Source organism: Amycolatopsis sp. NPDC004169, assembly GCF_040610315.1.
In the GTDB taxonomy this organism is placed as follows: domain Bacteria; phylum Actinomycetota; class Actinomycetes; order Mycobacteriales; family Pseudonocardiaceae; genus Amycolatopsis.
In genome coordinates this window covers 13,987-35,047 of record NZ_JBEXMD010000048.1, presented here as the reverse complement: position 1 = coordinate 35,047, position 21,061 = coordinate 13,987, and the positions used below count along the sequence as shown (strand labels likewise).

General features: G+C 73.1%; 21 protein-coding genes. 5 read left to right on the top strand and 16 right to left on the bottom strand.

What is annotated here, in order from left to right; translation table 11 throughout:
- Window positions 1-16 precede the first annotated feature (16 nt).
- Together tpx and ABZX11_RS40885 are read right to left on the bottom strand one after the other, a co-directional pair.
- Complete coding sequence (gene tpx / locus ABZX11_RS40890; RefSeq protein ID WP_176171947.1) at window positions 17-556, bottom strand: thiol peroxidase; 540 nt, start codon at window positions 554-556, stop codon at window positions 17-19.
- Between the two features lie 12 nt (window positions 557-568).
- On the bottom strand, window positions 569-1,024 hold the full coding sequence (locus tag ABZX11_RS40885; protein WP_176171948.1) for an SgcJ/EcaC family oxidoreductase: 456 nt from the start codon (window positions 1,022-1,024) through the stop codon (window positions 569-571).
- Between the two features lie 238 nt (window positions 1,025-1,262).
- On the opposite strand from ABZX11_RS40885, the gene ABZX11_RS40880 reads away from it, so the two are divergent.
- The 3 genes from ABZX11_RS40880 to ligA all read left to right on the top strand — a co-directional run bounded on the left by ABZX11_RS40880 (window position 1,263) and on the right by ligA (window position 4,499).
- The gene (locus ABZX11_RS40880) at window positions 1,263-1,730 is read left to right on the top strand and encodes an SgcJ/EcaC family oxidoreductase (protein WP_217709615.1); all 468 of its coding nucleotides are present in this window, start codon (window positions 1,263-1,265) and stop codon (window positions 1,728-1,730) included.
- A gap of 23 nt (window positions 1,731-1,753) precedes the next feature.
- Window positions 1,754-2,230 carry an SgcJ/EcaC family oxidoreductase gene (locus tag ABZX11_RS40875; RefSeq protein ID WP_254896896.1) on the top strand — a complete coding sequence of 159 codons (477 nt, stop codon included), beginning with the start codon at window positions 1,754-1,756 and terminating at the stop codon, window positions 2,228-2,230.
- A 148-nt stretch (window positions 2,231-2,378) separates the two neighbouring features.
- Entirely contained in the window at window positions 2,379-4,499 is a 2,121-nt protein-coding gene (gene ligA, locus ABZX11_RS40870) for an NAD-dependent DNA ligase LigA (protein ID WP_354923765.1), read from the top strand.
- A gap of 56 nt (window positions 4,500-4,555) precedes the next feature.
- On the opposite strand, the gene ABZX11_RS40865 is transcribed toward ligA, so the two are convergent.
- Window positions 4,556-5,173 (bottom strand): neocarzinostatin apoprotein domain-containing protein, encoded by a 618-nt coding sequence (locus ABZX11_RS40865; RefSeq protein ID WP_354923763.1) that lies wholly within the window; start codon window positions 5,171-5,173, stop codon window positions 4,556-4,558.
- On the opposite strand from ABZX11_RS40865, the gene ABZX11_RS40860 reads away from it, so the two are divergent.
- Window positions 5,172-6,545 (top strand): cation:proton antiporter, encoded by a 1,374-nt coding sequence (locus ABZX11_RS40860; RefSeq protein WP_176171951.1) that lies wholly within the window; start codon window positions 5,172-5,174, stop codon window positions 6,543-6,545. The two genes, ABZX11_RS40865 and ABZX11_RS40860, sit on opposite strands and share 2 nt — an antisense overlap.
- A gap of 46 nt (window positions 6,546-6,591) precedes the next feature.
- Here the strand turns inward: ABZX11_RS40860 and ABZX11_RS40855 are convergent, their stop codons facing one another.
- The 6 genes from ABZX11_RS40855 to ABZX11_RS40830 all read right to left on the bottom strand — a co-directional run bounded on the left by ABZX11_RS40855 (window position 6,592) and on the right by ABZX11_RS40830 (window position 10,285).
- Entirely contained in the window at window positions 6,592-7,137 is a 546-nt protein-coding gene (locus ABZX11_RS40855) for a carboxymuconolactone decarboxylase family protein (RefSeq protein WP_354923761.1), read from the bottom strand.
- A complete protein-coding gene (locus ABZX11_RS40850; RefSeq protein ID WP_354923759.1) occupies window positions 7,109-7,567 on the bottom strand; it encodes a DUF6187 family protein in 459 nt (152 codons plus the stop codon). Before ABZX11_RS40850 ends, ABZX11_RS40855 begins: the two co-directional genes overlap by 29 nt.
- Window positions 7,560-8,903, bottom strand: a complete 1,344-nt coding sequence (locus ABZX11_RS40845; protein WP_176171954.1) for an FAD-dependent oxidoreductase — start codon at window positions 8,901-8,903, stop codon at window positions 7,560-7,562. The genes ABZX11_RS40850 and ABZX11_RS40845 overlap by 8 nt, the downstream gene beginning before the upstream one ends.
- 31 nt (window positions 8,904-8,934) lie before the next feature.
- Window positions 8,935-9,420 (bottom strand): DUF6423 family protein, encoded by a 486-nt coding sequence (locus tag ABZX11_RS40840; protein WP_176177852.1) that lies wholly within the window; start codon window positions 9,418-9,420, stop codon window positions 8,935-8,937.
- Window positions 9,421-9,674: 254 nt separating this feature from the next.
- Window positions 9,675-10,019 carry a DUF6235 family protein gene (locus ABZX11_RS40835; RefSeq protein ID WP_176171955.1) on the bottom strand — a complete coding sequence of 115 codons (345 nt, stop codon included), beginning with the start codon at window positions 10,017-10,019 and terminating at the stop codon, window positions 9,675-9,677.
- A 107-nt stretch (window positions 10,020-10,126) separates the two neighbouring features.
- Entirely contained in the window at window positions 10,127-10,285 is a 159-nt protein-coding gene (locus tag ABZX11_RS40830) for a hypothetical protein (protein ID WP_176171956.1), read from the bottom strand.
- 178 nt (window positions 10,286-10,463) lie between these two features.
- Between ABZX11_RS40830 and ABZX11_RS40825 the strand changes: the two genes are divergently transcribed.
- Window positions 10,464-10,649 (top strand): hypothetical protein, encoded by a 186-nt coding sequence (locus ABZX11_RS40825; RefSeq protein ID WP_176171957.1) that lies wholly within the window; start codon window positions 10,464-10,466, stop codon window positions 10,647-10,649.
- A 75-nt stretch (window positions 10,650-10,724) separates the two neighbouring features.
- Here the strand turns inward: ABZX11_RS40825 and ABZX11_RS40820 are convergent, their stop codons facing one another.
- From ABZX11_RS40820 to ABZX11_RS40790, 7 genes are read right to left on the bottom strand one after another with little or no spacing between them, the layout of a single operon-like run.
- Window positions 10,725-10,946: an acyl-CoA carboxylase epsilon subunit gene (locus ABZX11_RS40820; RefSeq protein WP_176171958.1), complete on the bottom strand. Its 222-nt coding sequence runs from the start codon at window positions 10,944-10,946 to the stop codon at window positions 10,725-10,727.
- A gap of 16 nt (window positions 10,947-10,962) precedes the next feature.
- A complete protein-coding gene (locus tag ABZX11_RS40815) occupies window positions 10,963-12,666 on the bottom strand; it encodes an acyl-CoA carboxylase subunit beta (protein ID WP_354923755.1) in 1,704 nt (567 codons plus the stop codon).
- On the bottom strand, window positions 12,663-12,878 hold the full coding sequence (locus ABZX11_RS40810; protein ID WP_176171960.1) for a DUF6222 family protein: 216 nt from the start codon (window positions 12,876-12,878) through the stop codon (window positions 12,663-12,665). Before ABZX11_RS40810 ends, ABZX11_RS40815 begins: the two co-directional genes overlap by 4 nt.
- On the bottom strand, window positions 12,875-13,954 hold the full coding sequence (locus ABZX11_RS40805) for an SDR family NAD(P)-dependent oxidoreductase (protein ID WP_354923753.1): 1,080 nt from the start codon (window positions 13,952-13,954) through the stop codon (window positions 12,875-12,877). The genes ABZX11_RS40810 and ABZX11_RS40805 overlap by 4 nt, the downstream gene beginning before the upstream one ends.
- A gap of 15 nt (window positions 13,955-13,969) precedes the next feature.
- Entirely contained in the window at window positions 13,970-14,542 is a 573-nt protein-coding gene (locus ABZX11_RS40800) for a flavin reductase family protein (RefSeq protein ID WP_254896898.1), read from the bottom strand.
- 1 nt (window position 14,543) lies between these two features.
- Window positions 14,544-14,993 (bottom strand): acyl-CoA thioesterase, encoded by a 450-nt coding sequence (locus ABZX11_RS40795; protein ID WP_176171962.1) that lies wholly within the window; start codon window positions 14,991-14,993, stop codon window positions 14,544-14,546.
- A gap of 2 nt (window positions 14,994-14,995) precedes the next feature.
- Entirely contained in the window at window positions 14,996-20,815 is a 5,820-nt protein-coding gene (locus tag ABZX11_RS40790; RefSeq protein ID WP_354923750.1) for a type I polyketide synthase, read from the bottom strand.
- Between the last annotated feature and the right edge of the window lie 246 nt (window positions 20,816-21,061).

Below are 21,061 nucleotides of genomic sequence, written 5' to 3'. Positions count from 1 at the left end.
CGTCCCTTTCGGACGGTCAGGCGGCGCGACCGTCCGAACGGCGCGCGGTCTCGGCTCCTTGTGCGGCGACGATCGCCGCGTCGAAGTTCGGCTCCTGGCCGACCTCCGGGACGTACTCCGCGTGGACCACCGTGCCGGCCGCGTCCACCACGAACACCGCTCGGGCCAGCAGGCGGAACTCCTTGATCACCACGCCGTACGCCAGGCCGAACGACAGGTCGCGGTGGTCGGACAGCGTGCGGACGCCTTCGACGCCCGCCGCGCCGCACCAGCGGGCCTGTGCGAACGGGAGGTCCACCGACACGGTCAGCACCGACGCCTCGCCCAGCCGGGCCAGGCTTTCGTTGAACCGGCGGGTCTGCAGGTCGCACACCGGCGTCTCCAGCGAGGGGACGACCGAGATCACCCGCGTCCCGCCCAGCTCGGAGAACCGGACCGGGGCGAGGTTGCTGCCCAGCGCCGTGAAGTCCGGGGCCCGGTCGCCGACGGCGATCTCCGGGCCCAGCAACGTCACCGGGTTGCCGCGGAAGGTCACGACGCCCGTGCGTTCGGTCATCTCGGTTCCCCCTCAGCCCTTGACCGGGCTGGTCTGCTGGGAAACCAGGCGCCACTCGCCGTCGACCTGCGCCACCACCCACGTGCCGCGGACCGTGCGCTCGGCCGGGACGGCCGTCTCGCCTTCGTACAGCACGCCGCCGTCGGTGATGACCACCGCGACGCCGGGCTCGACCACCTTGACCTCGATCGGCTCGGTGACCAGCTTGGTGCCCGACAGCGTGGCCCCGAAGGCGTCGGCGAAGAACGCCCGGATCGCGTCCCGGCCGTTGATCTGCTCGTCGTCGACGAGGATGCTGCCGTTCTCGGCGAACGACTCGGCGAACGCGCCGGCATCGTTCGCGTCCCACGCGGCGCGGGCGCGCAGCTGGGCGGTCACCGCGGCGCTTTCCTCACCCTGGGTGAACTTCCCGTAGTAGGTGGCCCACTGTTTGGCCCCCGCGACGAGGGACGAAGCCTTCTCGGACATCCGGCTCTCCTTGGCAGACGATGTGGCTCGAATCTCCGTGGCCAGGATTCCGGCAACCGGGGCCGTCCGGCATCTCCTCCCCTGCGCGAACACCGCGCGCAGCACCGCGCGAAAACGACGGGCAGGCGCGGCAACTCAGGAGAGGTCGCGGCGCGGGGCCGCGTGTGACCATGAACGCCGTATGGGCCGATCGTAACCCCCGCCGTTGGTTGGCCGACCGATCGAAGGAGAAGCAACAGTGTCCGCACCCACTTCTGACGAACAGGCCAGGCTGGACGACTACTACGGGCCCTTCACCTCCGAAAGGGAAAAGGAAGCCCTCGACGTCCCCCTGCGCCTGATCGCCGCCTGGAGCAAGAACGACGGCTACGGCGTCGCCAAGGCCTTCACCGAGGACGGCATCCTCATCCTGCCCGGCGACGTGCTCAAGAAGGGCCGTGACGAGATCGGCGCCTTCATGGCCGCCGCGTACGCCGGTCCGTTCAAGGGCACCGGCGTCACGGGCAAGCCGGTCAACCTCCGGTTCGTCTCGGACACCGTCGCGCTGATCCGCACGCACGGCGGCATCCTCGCGCCGGGCGAGACCGAGATCGACGAAGAGCTCGCCGTCCGCTCGACCTGGGTCGTCGTCAAGCGCGACAACGAATGGCAGCTGGCCGTGTACCAGAACAGCCCGCGCGGCGCCGGCGCGACGCTCCGCTGGTAACCGAAACCACCCGGGAGATCATTGTGCCGAACACTTCGTGGGGCGATGCCACCGCGATCCTCGCCGCGCACGGCGTCGAGGAGGACACCTCCTTCTACCGCGAGTTCACCAGCGCGGACGAAAAGGCCGTCCTCACCGTGCCGCAGCGCATCCAGGAGGCCTGGCTGCGGAACGACGCCGACAAGTTCGCCGACGTCTTCACCGCCGACGGCAGCCTGCTGCTGCAGGACAACCAGCTCACCAGCCGGGACGAGATCCGCGGCTACATGCGGGCCGGGTTCGCCGGGCCGCTGAAGGGAGCGCACGTCTACGGCTGGCCGCTGGAGGTCAAGTTCCTCGAGCCGGGCATCGCGATCGCGATCACCGAGGGCGGCATCATCCGCGCCGGTGAGTCCGAGATCGCGCCGGAGAACCAGATCCGGGCCGTCTGGGTCGTCGTCCGCAACGGCGAGGGCGACCTGAGCCTGTTCTCGCACCAGAGCAGCCCGGTCAAGGGCTGACGAAGTCCGTGGAGGCCCCCTCGCCCGCGCCCGGCGCGGACCAGGGGGCCTTCACGGCACTTTCGGAGATGGCAGGCGGCCCCGCCGGGGCTAGCGTCCCAGGCGGGGCCGTCCGGCCCCGCCGACGGCCGACGAGCGAGGGATCCCGATGACCACGGAACTTGCCCCCGGCACCGGGGCGCCCGTCGACCCGGCGAAGGCGAAGCCGTTCCCGTCCGTCGCGGGTTACGAGAAGGCGCTCGCCGAGATCCGCGCCGCCGCGGCCGCCTACTACGCCGGCGCGGACGTCGTCATGGACGACGACACCTACGACGCCCTGCTGGCCCGCGCGATCGCGACGGAGGCCGCGCACCCGGCGTGGAAGCCCGCGGACACCCCGACCGAAGCCGTCGGCGCCGGCGTGGCGCCGGGCACCGAAATCCCGCACAGCACACCGATGCTGGGGCTGGACAACGTCTTCGACAGCGAATCGCTGCGGAAGTGGGCCACGCGCCTCGAGCGCGTCCTCGGCCACCCGGTCACGGCCTACACCGTCGAGCCGAAGCTGGACGGCCTCGCCGTCGCGGCGCGCTACTCCCGCGGCCGGCTCACCCTCGTCCTCACGCGCGGCACCGGCACGATGGGCGAGGACGTCACCACCCGGGCGGTACTGGCCAAGGGCCTGCCCACCCGTCTCTCGTCGCCGCGGACGATCGAGGTCCGCGGCGAGGTGTTCATGACCGACGAGGACTTCCGCACGGCCAACGAATTGCGCACCGGGCACGGCGAACCGGCGTTCGCGCACCCGCGCAGCGCCGCGGCCGGGACCCTGCGCGCGGTCGACCGCGCCTACTCCGCGCCGCTTTCGTTCGCCGCCTACGCCGTGCAGGGCCTCGCCGACGACGGCACCCACTCGGAAGCCATGCGGCAGCTGGAAGAACTCGGCGTCGCGACGACCTCGGGCGGCAAGCCGGCGCTGAAGGTCTGCCGGAGCGCCGAGGAGATCGAAGCGGCGGTCGCGGAGATCCGGGACCTGCGCGGGGCACTCGGCTTCGGCGTCGACGGCGCGGTCATCAAAGCCGACCGGCCGCAGGACCGCGCCGCGGCCGGGGCGTCGGCCAAGGCGCCGCGCTGGGGCGTGGCCGTGAAGTTCCCCGCCGACACCCGCAGCACCAAGCTGCTCGCGATCGACGTCCAGGTCGGCCGCACCGGGGTGATCACCCCGGTCGCCACGCTGGAGCCGGTGTTCATCGACGGCGTGAAGGTCGTTTCGGCCACCCTGCACAACTTCGACGACCTGCAGCGGCGCAACGTCCGCGTCGGCGACACCGTGTTCGTCCGCCGCGCCGGCGACGTCATCCCCGAGATCACCGGCGCCAAGCTCGACGAACGGCCCGCGGACGCCCGGCCGTTCACCCCGCCCGAGGTGTGCCCCGACTGCGGCTCGGAGATCGACCGGTCGCAGACGCGCTGGCGCTGCACCGGCGGCCGGACCTGCGGCGCGCGGAAGATCCTGGCCCACTACGCCACGCGCGAGGCGATGGACATCGAGGGCATGGGCGGCAAGATCATCGACCTGCTGGTGGCCGAGGGACTGGTCGCCGACCCGGCCGACCTCTACGACCTCGACGTGCCCGGGCTCGCGGCGCTCGACGGCCTCGGCGAAATCTCCGGCGGCAAGCTGGTCGCGGCGATCGCGGCCACGAAGACGCGCCCGCTGTCGAGCCTGCTGACCGGGCTCGGCATCCGGATGGCCGGGCGCGCGGTGTCGCGGCGGCTGGCCCGGCACTTCGGCTCGATGGACGCGCTGCTCGCGGCCACCCCCGAGCAGCTGCAGGAGGTCGAAGGCGTCGGCCGGGAACGCGCCGAGGCGATCGCGGGCGAGCTGGCCGAGCTGGCCGGGGTCATCGCGAAGCTCGAGGCCCGCGGGCTCACCATGACCGAGCCGGACGCCACCCGGCCCGCCGCCACGGCGGCTGCGGATACGGCGGCCGTGCTGCCCCTGCGCAAGCCCGACGGTTCGCCGATGCGGGTCGTGGTCACCGGCGCCGTTCCCGGGCTCAAGAACCGCGACGAAGGCAACCAGGCCGTCGAACGGCTCGGTGGCACGCCGTCGGGGTCGGTGTCGGCGAAGACGGACCTGGTCGTCGTCGGCGAGGGCTCCGGCGGCAAGGCGGACAAGGCGGCGCAGCTGGGCATCCGGATCCTGCCCGCGCAGGGGCTGGCGGACCTGCTGTCAGCGTACGAGGACGGCGACCGCGACCGCGCCGAGCGCATCCTCGCCTCCTGACCCGCCGCGCCGCCACGGCACCGCCACGGCCACTTCCGTGGCGGTGCCGCGCGCGGTCAGCGGAAATGGATGTCGACGCGATCGAATGCGGTGATGGCAGCGTCGTAAACGCCCAGCGTGCACTGAACCGCGGCACAGTCCACCGTCACGTCCACGCCGTCGCCGATGTTTCCGACGTACACTTTCTGCGCGACAATCGTGGTGAATGCGAAACCTTTCGCGTCGCTGTGGATTTCCACGACCGTCGCCGGGTTGCCGGCGCAGCCCGTCGGCACCCAGCCGCATTCGCCGACCCAGAACGTGCCGTTCGCGGGCAGGCCGGTGACCACGGCCGCCACCGTGGCGTTGGCGGACAAGGCATGCGTCGGCGCCGCGAACAGCCGGACCGGCGCCGCGGCGGACGCGGCAGGCGCGGACGCGGCCACGATCCCGGCGGCCGCCGCCACCACGGTCGCGATTCTGCGGATTTTCGTACCCATCGGAAAACTCCCCTCATCGAGGTGCGTTCGGAAAACGCAGGTTGACCCCTGCCCGAATTCTACGGCCGGCCGGCCGCCTGGGCGGGAAACCGGTGAACTGCACGGGAAATTCCTGAGATTCGCACGGATCGAGACGTCGGCGGTGGTGGTCAACCGAAACAATTCGACGGACGAGTACTCGTGGAGGTCGACCATGCACCTTGCCGCTCCCGTGGCGCCGATCGCGCCGCACCCCCTGCTGCTCTTCCTGCTGGGCCTGCTGGTCCTGTTGAGCCTGGCCAAGCTGCTCGGCCGCCTCGGCGAGCGCTTCGGGCTGCCGTCGGTGGTCGGTGAGCTCGTCACCGGCATGCTGCTGGGCCCGACCCTGCTGGGCCACGTCGCGCCGGGCATCTCGCACTGGCTGCTGCCCACGCAGCCGCCCGAGCAGATCCACCTGATCGACGCCGTCGGCCAGTTCGCCGTCCTGCTGCTGGTCGGCATCACCGGCACGCACCTCGACCCGCGCATCCTGCGCCGCCAGGGCCGGGTCGCGGCGACCGTCAGCCTCTTCGGGCTGCTGCTGCCGCTCGGGCTGGGCATCGCGCTCGGCTTCGTGCTGCCCGGCTCCCTGCTCGGCAGCAACTCCAGCCGCTGGGTGTTCGCGCTCTTCATCGGGGTCGCCATGTGCGTGACGGCCATTCCCGTGATCGCGAAGACGCTCTCCGACATGCGCCTGCTGCACCGCAACATCGGCCAGCTGACCCTGGCGGCCGGCATGGTCGACGACGCGGTCGGCTGGCTGCTGCTGTCGGTGGTCTCCGCGGCGGCCACGGTCGGCGTCACGGCCGGCGTCGTCTCGCTTTCGGTCGGCTACCTGGCCGGGTTCGTGGCACTGGCCGGGACCGTGGGCCGCGTCCTGGTGCGCAAGCTGATGGACCTGGCCGCCCGCCGCCCGGAGCCCGGCCCGGCGGTCGCCATGGCCGTCATCATCCTGCTGGGCTTCGGCGCCGCCACGCAGAGCCTCGGCATGGAGCCGGTGTTCGGCGCGTTCGTCGGCGGCATCCTGATCGCGCGGTCGCGGTCGGCGCAGCCGAAGCTGGCGCCGCTGCGCACGGTCGTGCTTTCCGTGCTGGCGCCCCTCTTCCTGGCCACGGCCGGGCTCCGGATGGACCTCACCGCGCTGTGGCACCCGACCACCGCCTGGGCCGCGCTCGCGCTGCTCGCGCTGGCCATCGCCGGCAAGTTCGTCGGCGCGTACGCCGGCGCCCGGGTGAGCAGGCTCAGCCGCTGGGAAGGGCTGGCGCTCGGCGCGGGGATGAACTCCCGCGGCGTGATCGAGGTGATCGTGGCGCTGACCGGCCTGCGGCTCGGCGTGCTCAACACGGCCACCTACACGATGGTGGTGCTCGTCGCGATCGTCACGTCGGTGATGGCGCCGCCGTTGCTGCGGCTGTCGATGCGGCGCGTGGCGCGCACCGAGGACGAGCGGCTGCGGCTGCTCGACCACGAAGACTGGCTGGGCCACCGTCTGTCCACAGCGGACTCCGCGCCGCCTGCTCCGGACGCCGCCCGGCGCGAAGCGGCTTGACCGACGGAACGGCCGTCACCACCGGTGGGTGGTGACGGCCGTTCCGTCACCCGGCCAGCAGACCCGAAAGCCCGGCGTAGCCGCCTTCGGCCAGCCGCTCGCCGGACGTCGTCGTGTACGCCGCGTCCGCCTCGATGCCGAGGCCATCGACCATCCGGTTCATGAAGTTGAACAACGCGCACACGAGCACCGCGTCGTGCAGCGCCCGCTCGTCCCAGCCCGCGGCGAACACCGCTTCGGCGTCGGCCTCGGTCATCTTCGACGGCGTGCGCGTCAGCTTGCCCACGTAGGCCAGCACCGGCTTCAGCTTGTCGTCCACCGGAGCGCTTCCCAGGTCCGCCACGGCCGCCGCCAGCACGCCCTCCGGCACGCCGAACGCCTCGGCCGTCACGGTGTGGATGCCGTGGCAGTAACCGCAGTTGTTCACCCCGGAAACGTAGGCGGCGATCATTTCCCGCTCCCCCGCGGTGAACGGTGATTCGCCGCGCAGCAGCGTTTCGTGGAACGCGAGCAGGTGACGCGCCGGCTCGGGGTAGGCCTGGAACACCTGGAGCAGTGTCGTTTCAGCCGGCAGCGACTTCAGGTAGGACATCGGGTTCCTTTCCCTCGGCGAGCCGGTCGATTTCGTCCCGGCGGATCCAGCAGGCCGTCAGGTACGCCAGCGCGGCCGGTCCGGCGCCCGGTACCGCGACCGCGACCAGGTCGGCCGAGTTCGCCCACTCCTGTCGCAGCGCGCCGGCGGCGGGGCGCCCCGGCACGGCCGCGAGCGCCGGCCGCAGCGCCCGCCACCGGGCCACCCCGGCTTCGGCCAGCCCGGCCAGGTCCGCGGTGAAGACACCGTGCCGGGCCTGGTCGACGACCTGGGTGACCAGGCCCGGGTCGTCGGCGAGCGCCGCGAACCCGAGCCCGGCGAGCAGCCGGTCCGGCTCCAGGCCCAGCAGGATCACCCCGGCCTCCGTCTCGGGCCAGGCGTCGACGTCGGGCAGGGTGAAGCGCGAGTCGTACGGTTCCTGCTCAGACACCGGCGCCCACCTCGGTCCGGACGGGCGCCGCGGCGAGGGTCCCGCCCCGCACCCCGCGCGCGATCGCCTCCGCGACGCGGGCGGTGGCGACGCGGTGCCCGTCGATGTTGCGGGCCGCCGGCCCGAGCACCATGCCCGCGGCCGCGCCGACCACGGACACCCGCGGCGCGTGGGTGTAGGCGAGCGTCCGCTCGTCGAGGGCCGGCCAGCCGTCGCGTTCGCCGACGACCTCCTCGGGCAGCAGCCCGCGGCCCGTCTCGGGCACCGTGCCCAGCGCGAGCACGACGCAGTCGCCGCCGACCCGCTGCCCGCCTGCCAGCCGCACGGCCACCGTGCCCCCGGTCGCGGCCGCCACCCCGGTGACCGCCGCCCCGCGGTGCACCACCAGGCGCCCGTCGGCTTCGGCCCGCTCCAGCAGCGGGCGGAACTCGAACATGATCGACGCCCGCCGGAACTGAGCCAGCAGCCCCAGCCGGTCGTCCCAGCCGACGTTGCCGACCCGGGCCCGGCCCTCGGGCCGGAAGAACTTCGAGTTGACGTCCGCGCACTGGTAGCGCTCGCCCGGCTCCCGGATCACCCAGTGCACCCGGCGACCGGCCGCCAGCGCGTTGGAGATCAGGTGCGCCGAGGTCAGGCCCGCACCCACCACCACCTGGCGTTCGCCGCCCGGCGGCGGCCGCTCGTCCCAGTACCGCACCCCCGACGGGGCAGCGCCGCCACCCCACCATTCGCGCGGCGCCTCACGGCGTTCCTCACCCGGGCAGAGGACGACGTGCCGGGCCGTGACCGTGCCCCGGTCGGTCCGGACGGTGACGTCGGACCGCCCCGGCAGGACGTCACGGACCGTGGCCCGCCACGTCCGCCCGGCCACGTCGTGGGTGGCGACCAAGTGGTCGCAGTAGGCCTCGAAGACGTCCACCGGCACGACCGAGCGGTGCCCGGCCTGCGCCATCCGGACTTCCCGGCGCTCGACCGGCGTCAGCCGCGACCAGTGCAGCCGGGCGAAGTCCAGCAGCTCGCAGTCGCGGTAGCCCTCGACGCCCGGGTGGTGCTCGTACGGCGAGCGCAGCACCCGCTGGCCGAGCAGGTCGATCCGGTCGAAGAACCGGCGGGCCGGCCGGCCGCCGCGGTCGAGCACGACGACGTCGGACACGCCGTGGTGCCAGAGCGCCGAAACCACGGCCAGCCCGGCCGGGCCGGCGCCCACGACGACGACGTCGGCCCGCGAAGGCGGCGCCGGCTCGCGCACGCGCGCGGGCGCGGCCGGCAACCGCGGCCAGTCACGGCCCCGGGGCGACTCCAGCAGGTGCGGACCCGGGATGAAGGTGGTGGTCACCGGGCCCCCCGGCGTCCGGACGGCATCCGGCTCAGCCGATCACGGTGACCGGGACGATGACCTCGACCATCGGCCGCCGGGCCATCCCGTCCTGGACGAGCTCCTCCAGCGTCTGCTGGGACTGCTCCAGGCTGTCGGTCGCGATCGGGCTGTACCGCGAGTAGGAGTACGCCGGCTTGCGCCCGCTGGTCTCCATCTCGTAGACCTTGAGCACGGCCTCGCCGGGGCGGACCTCGCCGCCGTAGAAGGTCAGCCGCCGCTGGTCGGGTGTCATGAACGACTTCGAGAACTGCCGGGACATGACGAGCGTCTCCGGGTCGTTGACGAAGGTCGACTCGTCGTCCATCACGACCTGCATCGCGACCCACGTCTGGTCGGTCAGGTTCGTCTCGGACTTGATGACCTGCCAGCGCCCCGGCTCCGGCAGGTTGACGGTGACCGAGACGTCGTGGTCGGACGTGTCGATCGCGCCGGAGATCATCAGCACCCGGCGGCGGACGTCGGCGACGCCGGCCATCTGGATGTCTCGTGCCCGCACCCGCCCGGAAACATCCAATCCTGCGAATTCCGGTGACGTCATCGCGCAGCCTCCTTATTTCGCCCCCGAGAGCCCCCATGAACTGCGAACAAGCCCGAGAATTTCACACGGGCTGGCCGGGCGTCAAGATGACGAATGCACATTCGCCAGGGCTGTACGGGCAGGCGGCCGCGGCCGGACGCGCGCGGCGAATTCGGCCGTTCGGGGCAGCGGGGTTACGCGGAACGGGGAGGTCAGGCGTCGTCGACCTCGGCGTCGGCCACGGCGTCGGCGGCGAGTTCGGCCGCGATCTCGGCGGCGTTCGCCGCCGCGCCGTCGTCGAGGGTGCCGACGTAGAGGATGTCGAACGACGATTCGGCGCGCTGCACGTTGATCTTCACCAGCAGATCGGCTTTGACCATGACCATGAAATTGGAAATGTCATCCGGGTCGCCGAAAACGTCGTAAATGAGAAACACGGAACCGTCGCCGATGGCGAACAAAGCCTCGTAGAGAACATTCCGCTCGGCTTGGGTAGCGGATTCCGCCCATTTGTCGAGCAGCTCGACACCCGCCGCGAGCCGGAGGTGCATAGCCATCCGCTGGCCTCCCTACCGAGCGCGACGAACCGAGGGCGAAACAGCCTCAATTGTGGCTGTTCGCGGCACCCGGCGGCATCTCGGATCTTGCGGCCTCCCGGCCGGGATCAGTTGTAGCCCAGGATGATCGTGTCGGCGAGGTACTCGCGCTGCACCGGCGCTTCGGCCGGCGCGACGGGCACCGCCTCGAGAGCGGTGCGGGGCGCGGGGACACCCAGCGCCTCTTCGATCAGTTCGCGGTCGTTCCGGATCTGGGGAACGGTCATCGCTGTACCTCCGTCTCGCTCCTGTGCGCCGTCCATGGTGCGCCTGCGGGGTCGAGGTGACGTCGCGCCCGGCTGACGGGCCGATCGAAACCCGGTCCGCAGCGGGCGAGACGCACGACGGTGCCGCACCGCGGTGCACTGGACGAGCCGGAGCCCGCCACGACCACCGAGGAGCACGATGACCGAACGTCCTCAGGAGATCTTCACCGACGCCGGGACCGGACACGACGGCCGGGCGCCGATCCGGACCGATCGGGTGAGCGAAGGAACCCGTCCGGTGCACCCCCGCCCCCGGCGGCCGCCGGTCTGGGACAGCGACGAGTTCGACGCCTACGACGCCTTCGAGCTGGACGACGCGGCCTGACCGGGGCCGGCGGCGCGTGCGTGCGGTGTATCCGGACGGGCCGGATATCCCGGACGGACCGGACGCGCCGCCGGGTCAGCGGGGAAGGCCGGACAGCCGCCAGGAGTCCGGCCCCACCGGCTGCGCGTCCCACCGGGCCGCCGGGGCGGCCCACGCCGAACGCGCCGGCTCCGGCCGCACCGGAGCCGACGCGGCCGACACCGCCAGCAGGGCCGTGATCACCGCCGCCAGCTCGGCGTCGTCGGGCAGGCCGCGGACCACCCTCAGCCGGGGGCCTGCGGGCTCGGTTGCTGCCATCGGGGACCTCGAAACCTCAGACGGGGTGGTTGCCGTGCTTGCGCTGGGGCCCTGGTTTGCGCTTGTCCTGCAGCATGGCCAGCCCGCGGGCGATCGCCGCGCGGGTGTCCGCCGGGTCGATCACGTCGTCCACCAGGCCCCGCTCCGCCGCGTACTGCGGGTTCAGGTACTCCGCGACGTACTCGGCGACCAGCCGGGCCCGCAGGGCCGCCGGGTCCGGGGCCGCCGCCAGCTCGCGGCGGAACAGCACGTTCACCGCCCCTTCGGCACCCATCACCGCGATCTGGTTCGTCGGCCACGCCAGCGACAGGTCGCACCCGATGGACCGGGAGTCCATCACGATGTACGCGCCGCCGTAGGCCTTGCGCAGGATCACCTGGATCCGGGGCACCGTCGCTTCGCAGTACGCGTGCAGCAGCTGGGCGCCCTGCCGGATGATCCCGTTGCGCTCCTCGTCGACGCCGGGCAGGAACCCGGGCACGTCGACGAGCGTCACCAGCGGGATGCCGAACGCGTCGCAGAACCGGACGAACCGCGCCGCCTTCTGCGACGCCGGACCGTCCAGCACGCCCGCGAGCACGCACGGCTGGTTCCCGACCAGCCCGACCACGCGGCCGTCGATGCGGGCCAGCGCGCACAGGACGTTCGGGGCCCAGGCTTCGTGCAGCGCGAAGAACTCGCCGTCGTCGGCGATTTCGGTGAGCACGTCCCGCATGTCGTAGGGCCGGTTCGGCTCCGCCGGGACCAGCTCGGCCAGGCGCGGCCGCCAGTCCGCCGTCGCCCCCGTCTCGGGCTCGGCCGGTGGCCGCTCGAGGTAGTTGCGCGGCAGCAGGGAAACCAGGTAGCGGACGTCGGCGAGGCAGCTCTCCTCGTCGTCGTGCACCACGGTGGCCACCCCGGAGTGGCGGCCGTGGGTGTCCGCCCCGCCCAGCTCGTCGTGGCTGACGCGCCGCCCGGTCACCGCTTCGACCACGTCCGGGCCGGTCAGGAACATCCAGCCGGTGTCGCGCACCATGAACGTGAAGTCGGCCAGCGCCGGCGAATACGCCGCGCCTCCCGCGCACGGGCCCAGGATGACGCTGATCTGCGGGATCACCCCGGACGCCTCGACCTGCCGCCGGAAGATGCCACCGTAGCCGTTGAGCGCCAGCACGCCTTCCTGGATGCGGGCGCCGCCGCTGTCGTTGAGCGCGATCACCGGGGAGCCGGTGGCCACGGCCAGGTCCAGCACCTTGTGGATCTTCGCCGCGTGCGCCTCGCCCAGGGACCCGCCGAACACGGTGAAGTCCTGGGCGTAGACGAACACGCGGCGGCCGTCGATCGTGCCGGAGCCCGCCACCACGCCGTCGGTGTAGGGGCGGTTCTCCTCGAGCCCGAGCCCGCGGGCCTGGTGGCGCCGGTAGGGCTCGATCTCGGTGAAGGAGTCGTCGTCGAGCAGGAGGGCGAGCCGCTCCCGCGCGGTGAGCTTGCCGAGGGAGTGCTGCCGCCGCACGGCGTCCATCCGGCCCTCGGCCACGTGCGCGGCCAGCTCGTCGCGCCGCTTGCGCAGCAGTGGCATGCCCGGCTCCGGCTCGGTGACCGGGTGCAGGGAGATCACCCGGGCCTCACCGGACGGCACGGACCGGCGGTGGTGTCCCGGCCCGCGGCGGTCACCGCCGGCCAGTGGCACCACGTCGACGTCGTCGATCGGCTGGGCGCCGGCGTCGGACGGACCGCTCACGCGGCGTCCCGCAGCCGGCCGAGTCGCTCCAGGTTCTCCTGCTCGATCTCGGCGACGATGGTGCTCCAGACGATGCCGCGGCCCAGCCGGGGCATCGGGCGGGGGATGACGGGCACCTCCGCGGCCACCGGCGCGGCGGGCGCCGCGGCCACCGGGTCCGGGACGACCCGGACCGGGCGCGTGGTGTCGTCGGTCTCCTCGTGCGCGGTCATGGCAGTGCCTTTCCGGTCGCGCCGGACCCCACGGGTCCGGCTGGAGTGACTGGTGGAGCGGGTGAGAGAGGTACGGCGGGCGCCGCGAGCCGCCCGGCCCGGCGCGCGCTGAGCGCGCCGGTGTCGGCGAGCCACCGCACGGTGTCGGCCACGGTCTCCGCCAGCGGCCGCGCGGGCACGCGGGCGTCCGGGGCGCCCGCCACGACCGGCACGGCGACCTCGCACACGTGGATCGCGCCGCCCTGGACCGGAAGGCGCCCCGGCCAGCAGCGCTGGAGCACGTCGGCCGCGCGGCCCGCGAAAGCCAGTGCGCGGGCCGGAGCGAACGCCGCCGGCAGCACGCGGCCGGTGACCGCGCGCACCGTGCCGACGTATTCGCGAGTCGTCACGAACGAGCCCGGGCCGAAGAACTCCGCGCCGGGAACGCCGTCGAACAGCCGCGCGTGCAGCTCGGCGTTGTCGCGGACGTCGCCGAGCGGCAGGCCGCCCGTCGGCCACAGCGGCATCAGCCCGCGCAGCAGGTCCCGCAGCCGCGCGTTCTGGTCACCCAGGTGCGGGTCGTGCGGGCCGAGCAGCGCCGGGGGCCGCGTGACCACCGCCCCGTACCGCCGGGCGATCCGCTCGGCGGCCGTCTTCGAGGCCAGGTACGGCTCCCGGGACCGGCCGAGCGGCGACCCGGGCCCGATCGCGGGCGCCGTGGTGGGGTACAGCGTTCCCACGGTCGACACGTGCACGAGCCGGCCGACCCGTGCGGCCAGTGCCGCCGCGAGCACGACCTCGGTGCCGTGCTCGTTCACCCGGCGCAGTGCGGCGCGGCGGCGGGGGTCGAAGGTGTAGACGCCCGCCGCGTGCAGCAGACCGTCCACTCCGGACACCAACCGGGCCGCCGCCGCCGGGTCGGTGACGTCGCCTTCGACGACGTCCACCGCGTCCGGCGCCACCCCGAGCGGGGCCAGCGCGGCCGCCACCCGGTCCGGCCGCCTGGCCAGCAGCCGCACCCGGTGGCCGTGCCGCAGCAGGGCCCGCACGGTGTGCGCACCGAGGAACCCGGTGCCCCCGGTCACCGCGACCAACATCGCACTCCCCTGAGTTCAGGCCGCGCGGGCGCGGCCGTCGACTTCGTGGTAACTGCCGCCGTAGAAGACGAGCGAGTTGTCTCCCGTGCCGCGGCTGGAGGTGAGCACGCGACCGAGGAAGATCGAGTGGTCACCGCCTTCGTAGGCCTGTTCGAGCTCGCACTCGAGCCACGCCAGCGCACCGGCCAGCAGTGGTGCCCCCGTGCGCGCGCCCGGTGTCCAGGCGACCGCGTCGAACTGGGCCATCCCGGCGGGACGGCGCCAGTCGGCGAAGTACTTGGACAGGTCCTGCTGGTCGGCCGCGAGGATGTTCACGGCGTACGAACCGGCCTCGGTGATGGCGGCGTGCATCCGGGCGGCCCGGGACACGCAGCACAACACCATCGGCGGTTCCAGCGAGACGGACGAGAAGGCGTTGGCCGTCATGCCGTGACCCGACTCACCGCCCGCGGTCAGGACCGTGACCCCGGTCGCGAACTGCGCCATGACCTCGCGCAACCCGGTCTGGGCCGACAGGTGCCGTCGCCCCGGCGAAGCGGGCAACCGCTTCAGGACCGCCCCGTCGTTGGTTTCCCCGGCGTCGGCCACGTCACGCTCCCCTGCCGTTCACCGCGCTGGTGGCGTACGGCGCCAGCGCCTCGCGCAGCTGCTCCGGCACCCGCGAGGGCACCGTGGCCGTGTTCGGACCGCGCATGCAGGCGATCCGCTGCCTGCCGCGGGCGACCAGCCGCTCGCCGTCCGGGTGCAGGTGCACGTAGTCGAAGGCGAACTGCACCTGCGTCGAGGTGAGCTCCTCCAGCCGCAGCCGGATGGACAGCTCGTCGAACGCGGTGATCTCGGCGAAGAACTCGCACTCCACCTTGAGGGTGAAGAGCTTGAGGTCGTCGCGGACCTCCTCGAGCACCGCCGGGGCCTTCTCCTTGAGGAACATCTCGCGGCACCGGCCCTGCCAGCGCACGTAGTTCACGTAGTAGACGTTGCCCACCAGGTTCGTCTCTTCGAAGCCGACCGTGTGGCGGATCTCGTAGTAGTCGGACATGCTCAGTTCTCCTCTGCCTGCAGCACCGCGAAGACCACCGGCTCGGCCCGGTCGTTGACGGTCGTGGACCAGGTCGCGATCCGGGCCGGCCCGCAGGCCAGCAGCGCCCAGCCGTCGGCCTCCACCCGGCGCACGGTCAGGGACTCGGTCATCGCGCCCGTCTTGCGGACGCATTCCAGTGCGCTCCACACCCGGGTGTTCGCCACGGCGACCGGTTCGCCCGCGTCGGCGGCCAGCAGCCGGCCGACCGAAAGCAGTTCCTCGCCGAGCAGCCCGGCCCAGTCCTCCTCGGTCCGTTCGAGCACCGTCTCGACGTCGCAGGTCACCTGTCCGGTGCCCGCCACGACGAGGGTCAGCCGGGAGCTGTGCGACGCGGTGATCGTGCCGCCGTCGATCTCCGGCTTGCCGTCCGGGCGGTACCGGATCTCGACCGGCCGGTCGAACGCCCGGCTCGCCGCGAGCGCGGTCTGCGCCCGGCGCACCGCGATGCCGCCTTCGGCGCCGGCCGGGTCCGGCTCCAGCACCACCGACCGGGTACCGCCGAGCAACCGCTCGCACGCCCGCTCCAGGTAGGAGCCCAGCATCGAGGGCACCCACGGCCCGGCCCCGTCGGTCTTGCGGACCGCACGCAGCATCAGGCCTTCCCAGCGTTCCACCAGCTCGCCGTCGGGGTTGCGGACGTCGAGGTCGTAGACGTAGGAATCGCCGTCCTGCAGCCGTTCCTTCGCGTCCAGCAGCACGTACTCCGGGTGCTGGGCGCCGGGTTCGGCCAGGTGCAGCTTCTCGATGCCCTGCGGGAGCAGCGTCGCGTCGGGCACGCAGCACTGGATCGCGTGCATCATCGCGTCCCGCGTGCCCGGGTCGGCCAGCAGCCGCTGCTGGGGCAGGAAGGGGGCGAACCAGTCGTGGTCGGCCGTCGTCGCGATCTCGGCGACCGCGTGCCGGGCGCTCGCCCGCCGGTAGCCGATGACCCGCTGGAACCGCTTGCCCTGGAACAGGACCGTGCCGTAGAGCTCCGAGAGCGGTTCCACCGGCACCGACGGGACGTCCGTGCCGCGGGCCTGCTTCGGGCCGATCTCCGCGGGCCGCGCGAAGTTCAGCGTGGCCTTGAAGTGGTCGGCGCTGAACCCGGTTTCGTCGCTGCGCAGGACCACGTCGACGGTGTCGGCGTCGCGGGCGACGGCGGCCAGCCGGATCGTGGTGGACCCGCCCGGCGAGACGATGATCGGACGCAGGAACTCCACGTCCGACAGCACCGGCGCACCGGCCCGGTCGAGGGTGGCGGCGGCGACCTGGGTCATCGCCTCCATCCCGAGCACGGCCGGGAACAGCAGCTGCCCGTCGAGCAGGTGGTCGGCCAGGTACGGGTCCGAGCCGGCGGACAGGTCCGCCTCGGTGATCAGCTCGACGCCCGGGTAGTGCACGACCGCGCGGTCGACGAACCGGGTCAGCGGCAGCTCCTTGCGCTGGATCGGCAGCGTGGCCAGCCCACCGGTCCGGCCGCAGACGACCAGCACCGGCGGCACCGCCGGGTCGGCCAGCGCCTGCTTGAGGATGGCGATGCCGTCCTCGGTCGGGATCGGCGTGATGCCGTCGCGCTTGAGGGCGCTGACCACGCCGAGCTTCTCGCCCATGCCGGTCCCGGACCAGACCGACCACTCCAGCGCGACCGCCCGCGCCTGCGGGTACTCGCGGCCGAAGCGCAGCGTCAGCTCGGTCATCCAGTCGTTGGCCGTGGCGTAGTGCGCCTCGCCGCGCAGGCCGGCCCGGCCGATGATGCTGCCGAAGGTGACCAGCAGCTTGAGCTTGCTCTTGTCCACCGCGTCGAGGACGGCGTTGAGGCCACCGATCTTCGGCGCGAGGGTCTTGCGGAAGGCGTCCTCGGTGAGGCTGAACAGCGCGGCGGGCTCGTTGCGCCCGGCGCCGTGCAGCACGGCGGTCACCGGGCCCAGCTGGGCCTGCATCCGGGCGATCGCGTCGGCCACCTGGGTGGCCGACGTGACGTCGGCGCGCTCGTAGCGGTAGTCGATGCCGGCCGCCGTCATCCGGCCGAGGTTCTCGGCCAGCTCGGTGTCGTCGGCCGGGTCGCTGCGCCCGAGCAGGGCGAGCTTCGCGCCGGAGTCCTTGGCCAGCGCCAGTGCGCTTTCCGCGGTGATGCCCTTGCCGCCACCGGTGACGAGCAGGACGTCGCCCGCCTCCAGCGACTCGGGAGCCGGACCGGCGGGCGCCGGGGCGACGGCCACCAGCCGCGGCACCGTGCGGCCGCCGTCGGCGCCGTAGCGGGCCTCGGCGAAGTCCGTGGTCGCGGCGACCTCGGCGACGACGAGCCGGACCGCCTCGGTGATCGCGGCCGGATCGGCCGGGGTGGGGTCGGCCAGGTCGACGATCGTGGTGCGGGCCGAAGGGTCCTCCAGCCGGAGGGTCTTCGCGAGCCCGGAGGCGCCGAGGCCGTGCTGCACGACGACGAACCGCGTGCCGTTGGGCGCGGCCATGACGGCGCGGCCGGCTTCGAGGAACAGGCCGGTGTGGCTCGCGTCGCAGTCCGCGGGCAGGCAGAGCAGCACGCCGTCGCCGGCACCCGCGCGGGCCAGTGCCGCGCGCAGCGGCTCGGCCAGCGGGTGGCCGGGCGTCGAGAAGACCTCCCAGCGCGACTGGCCGAGGCCCGGGGTCAGGTCGGCGGCGGGCCGCGGGGCCGGGACGTACTCGACCGCGAACGGCCGGACCCACGGGCCGGCGCCCGGGACCTCGCCGCCGCCGGTGTCGGCCGGCTTGGCGGTCTGGGCCAGCTCGTCGATCATCTCGGCGAGCTCACCGAGGCAGACCGTCGCGAAGTTCGGCATGCCCTCCAGTGCCGGACGGCCCAGTGCCCGGGTGACGTCGTTGACCAGCTGGCCGACCGTGATGGACGACAGGTGCAGGTCGTCGAGCGGGTGGGTGTCCGCGGTGACGGTCTCCAGCGGCAGTTCGACGCGCTCGGCGGCGAGCTTGCGCAGCAGGTCGAGCGTCGCGTTGGCACCCCCGCCGACCTCGACCGCGGCTTCCGCGGCGACCTGCTCCTTCTCGGCCGCCAGCTCCGCGGCCAGCTCGCTGTCGATCTCGGGCGCCGCCTCGCACGGGCTGGCGAGGAAGGAGAACACGCCGTCCTCGGGCAGCGAGCGGACCGCGCGGCCCTCGAACAGCGGGCCGGTCGTCAGCTGGGCACCGGCGGCGAAGGCCGCACCGGCGACCCGCAGGACCGCGCTGAGCGTGGTGCTGTCGGTGTCCACGGCCAGCACCGGCGTGCCCGGCGCGATCTCCTCGAACAGGCCCGAGAGCACGCGGCCGGGGCCGACCTCGATCACCAGGTCGCTGCGCTCGGCCACCTTGGCGGCGGCCTCGCGGAAGCGGACCGGGAGCACGATCTGCTCGCGCAGCAGTTCGGGCAGGTTCTCCGCGGCGTGCAGGACGTCACCGGTGACGGTCGAGACGACGGCGTGCTCGAGGCGGGCGAACGGGATCCGGGCCAGTGGCGCCGTCATCGCCGTCGCGGCCGGCTCGACCAGCGGCGAGTGGAACGCGTGCGACACCTTGAGCCGGGTCGCGGTGACGCCGGCGGCGTGGGCGCGGGCGATCACCCGGTCGACGGCGGTGGCCGGGCCCGAGATCACCGTCTGCTCGGGGGCGTTGTAGCCCGCGATGACGACGTCGGAACCGAGGCCGAGCTCCTCCGCGCGGCTCGGCGACGCGGCGATGCCCGCCATGGCACCGTCGCCGGCGGTGGTCTCGGCCATCACCTTGCCGCGGACCTTGGCCAGCTGCAGCACCGCGCGCTCGTCCAGGGCACCGCCCCAGTGCAGCGCGGTCAGCTCGCCGAGGCTGTGCCCGGCCGCGGTCTGCGCCTCGATGCCGAGCGAGCGGAGCACCCGCAGGGCGGCCAGCGAGCCGGCGACGATCCGCGGCTGGGCGACCTCGGTGGCGACGTGGTCGGCGCCGGTGGGCAGGCCCGCGGCGCGGAAGACGTCGTCGGCGGCGGTGAACCGGCGGCGCAGCACACCGTCGACGGCCCGCCCGGATCCCTGGCCGGGGAACAGGAAGCCGATGCGCGGTTCGGTGACGCGGTGGCCGGCGAAGATGCCGTCGGTGGCCGAGAACACCGATCCGTCGGTGGCCAGCAGCTCGAGCAGGCGGGTCAGCTTGCGCTCGGCCTCCTCCGGCCCGGTCGCGACGACCGCGGCGCGGGCGGGCCGGTTGGCGAGCTCGCCCGCCAGCTGCGCGGCGAGGTCGGTGAGCTCGGCCATCGACAGCTTCGGCACGATCTCCAGCAGGCCGGTGACGCGGGCACGCAGCCCCTCGACGTCGTCGGCGTCGAGCAGCAGCAGCTCGGCGTCCTGCCGGCCGGAGACGAGGGCCTTGGTGCGCTCGTCGAGCTCGGTCTTGCGGGGCGCGTTGGGCGCCTCGGTGACGGTGACGTGCGAGTTGATCCCGCCGAAGCCCATGGCCGAGACACCGGCGCGGACCGGCGCGTCGGCCGGCCACAGCTGCGCCTCGAGCGGCACGTACATCCGCGCGGTTTCGCCGGTGAGCTTCTCGTGCGGGTCGAAGTGCCCGGTCGCGGGCGGGATCACCTGGTGGTACACGGCGAGCGTCGCCTTGATCAACCCGGCGACGCCCGCCGCGGCCTTGGTGTGCCCGATGTTGCCCTTGATCGTCGACAGCGCGGCCGGGCCGGCCAGGGGGTCGGCGTCGTGGCGGGCGGTGGAGAGCGCCTCGATCTCGGTGGCGTCGCCCAGCGCGGTGCCCGTGCCGTGGCCCTCGAAGTAGGACACGGTCTCGACGCCGTAGCCGGCCCGGTCGTAGGCGCGCCGCAGGGCCAGCCGGTGCCCGGCCGCCTCGGGCCGGGTGATGCCGCCCTTGCCGTCCGAGGAAACGCCCCAGCCACCGATCGAAGCGTAGATGCGTTTGCCCTGCTCGATCGCGTCGCTCTCGCGCATCAGGACGAGCATGCCGGAGCCTTCGCCCGGCCAGAAGCCGTTCGAGTCGGCGTCGTAGACCTTCATCTCCCGCTTGGCGAGCGCGCCGGTCTTGGCGAAGCCGATCACCTCGAACGGGTCGATCGAGAGGTCGACGCCGCCGGCGATGGCGACGTCGAGGTCGCCCTGTGCCAGCGAGTTGGCCGCGCTCACCACCGAAAGCAGCGAGGACGAGCACGCGCCGTCGACGGTGTAGCCGCCGCCGGCGAAGTCGAAGTAGTTGCAGACGCGCCCGGCGATGGTGTTCGCCAGGCCGCCGGCCAGGGTGTCCTCGTTGATCTCCGGGAAGGGCTCCTTGTACTGGACCTCGAGGTCCCGCAGGAAGGCCGCGGTCTCCTCGTCGCCCCAGCCCCGCTCCGACAGTGCCGCGGCGACGGTCCGGCGCACGAACGGCCAGCGCAGCCGCATGATGTTCGCCCGGGAGAACTCGCCCGTCAGGCTGTTGCCGATGACGACACCGGTGGCCTCCCTCGGCACGCCTTCGCCCTCCGGGAACCCGGCGTCCGCCAGTGCCTGGGCGGCGACGTCCAGCGCCAGCCAGTGCGTGGTGTCCGTGGCCCGGAACGTGCTGCCGGCGACCTTGTACGCGACCCGGTCGAACTCGAAGTCGCGGAGCACCGCGGCCTTCTGCGCGTAGAACCGGTCCGGTGCCGCCGGATCCGGGGAGTAGTAGTCCGCCCGGTTCATCCGTTCGTCGGGCAGCCGTCGGAACGCGCGGCGGCCAGCCAGCACGTTCTCCCAGAGCTCGTCCAGCGAACGGGCGTCCGGATACCGCAGTCCGATCCCGACGATCGCTATCCGCTCACCGCTCATGCCACCGCACTCCCAAATAGCTCTCGAGCCCGTCCGTCGCGAGGGCGACGGCTCCCGGTTCTGTCCGGCGCACGGTTCGCACCGCCGCCGAGGTCGTTCGTCGTGTACCGCCGGCGTCTCCCGTGGTTGCCCCAGCCGCTCCAGCATGGGCTCCCGCACGCCCGCCTTCTACTTTCTCCCTGCCCGGGCCGGGGGAAGCGCAACGGCGAACAAATCCGCCGCGCTCCCCGCGACCGTCCACATCGG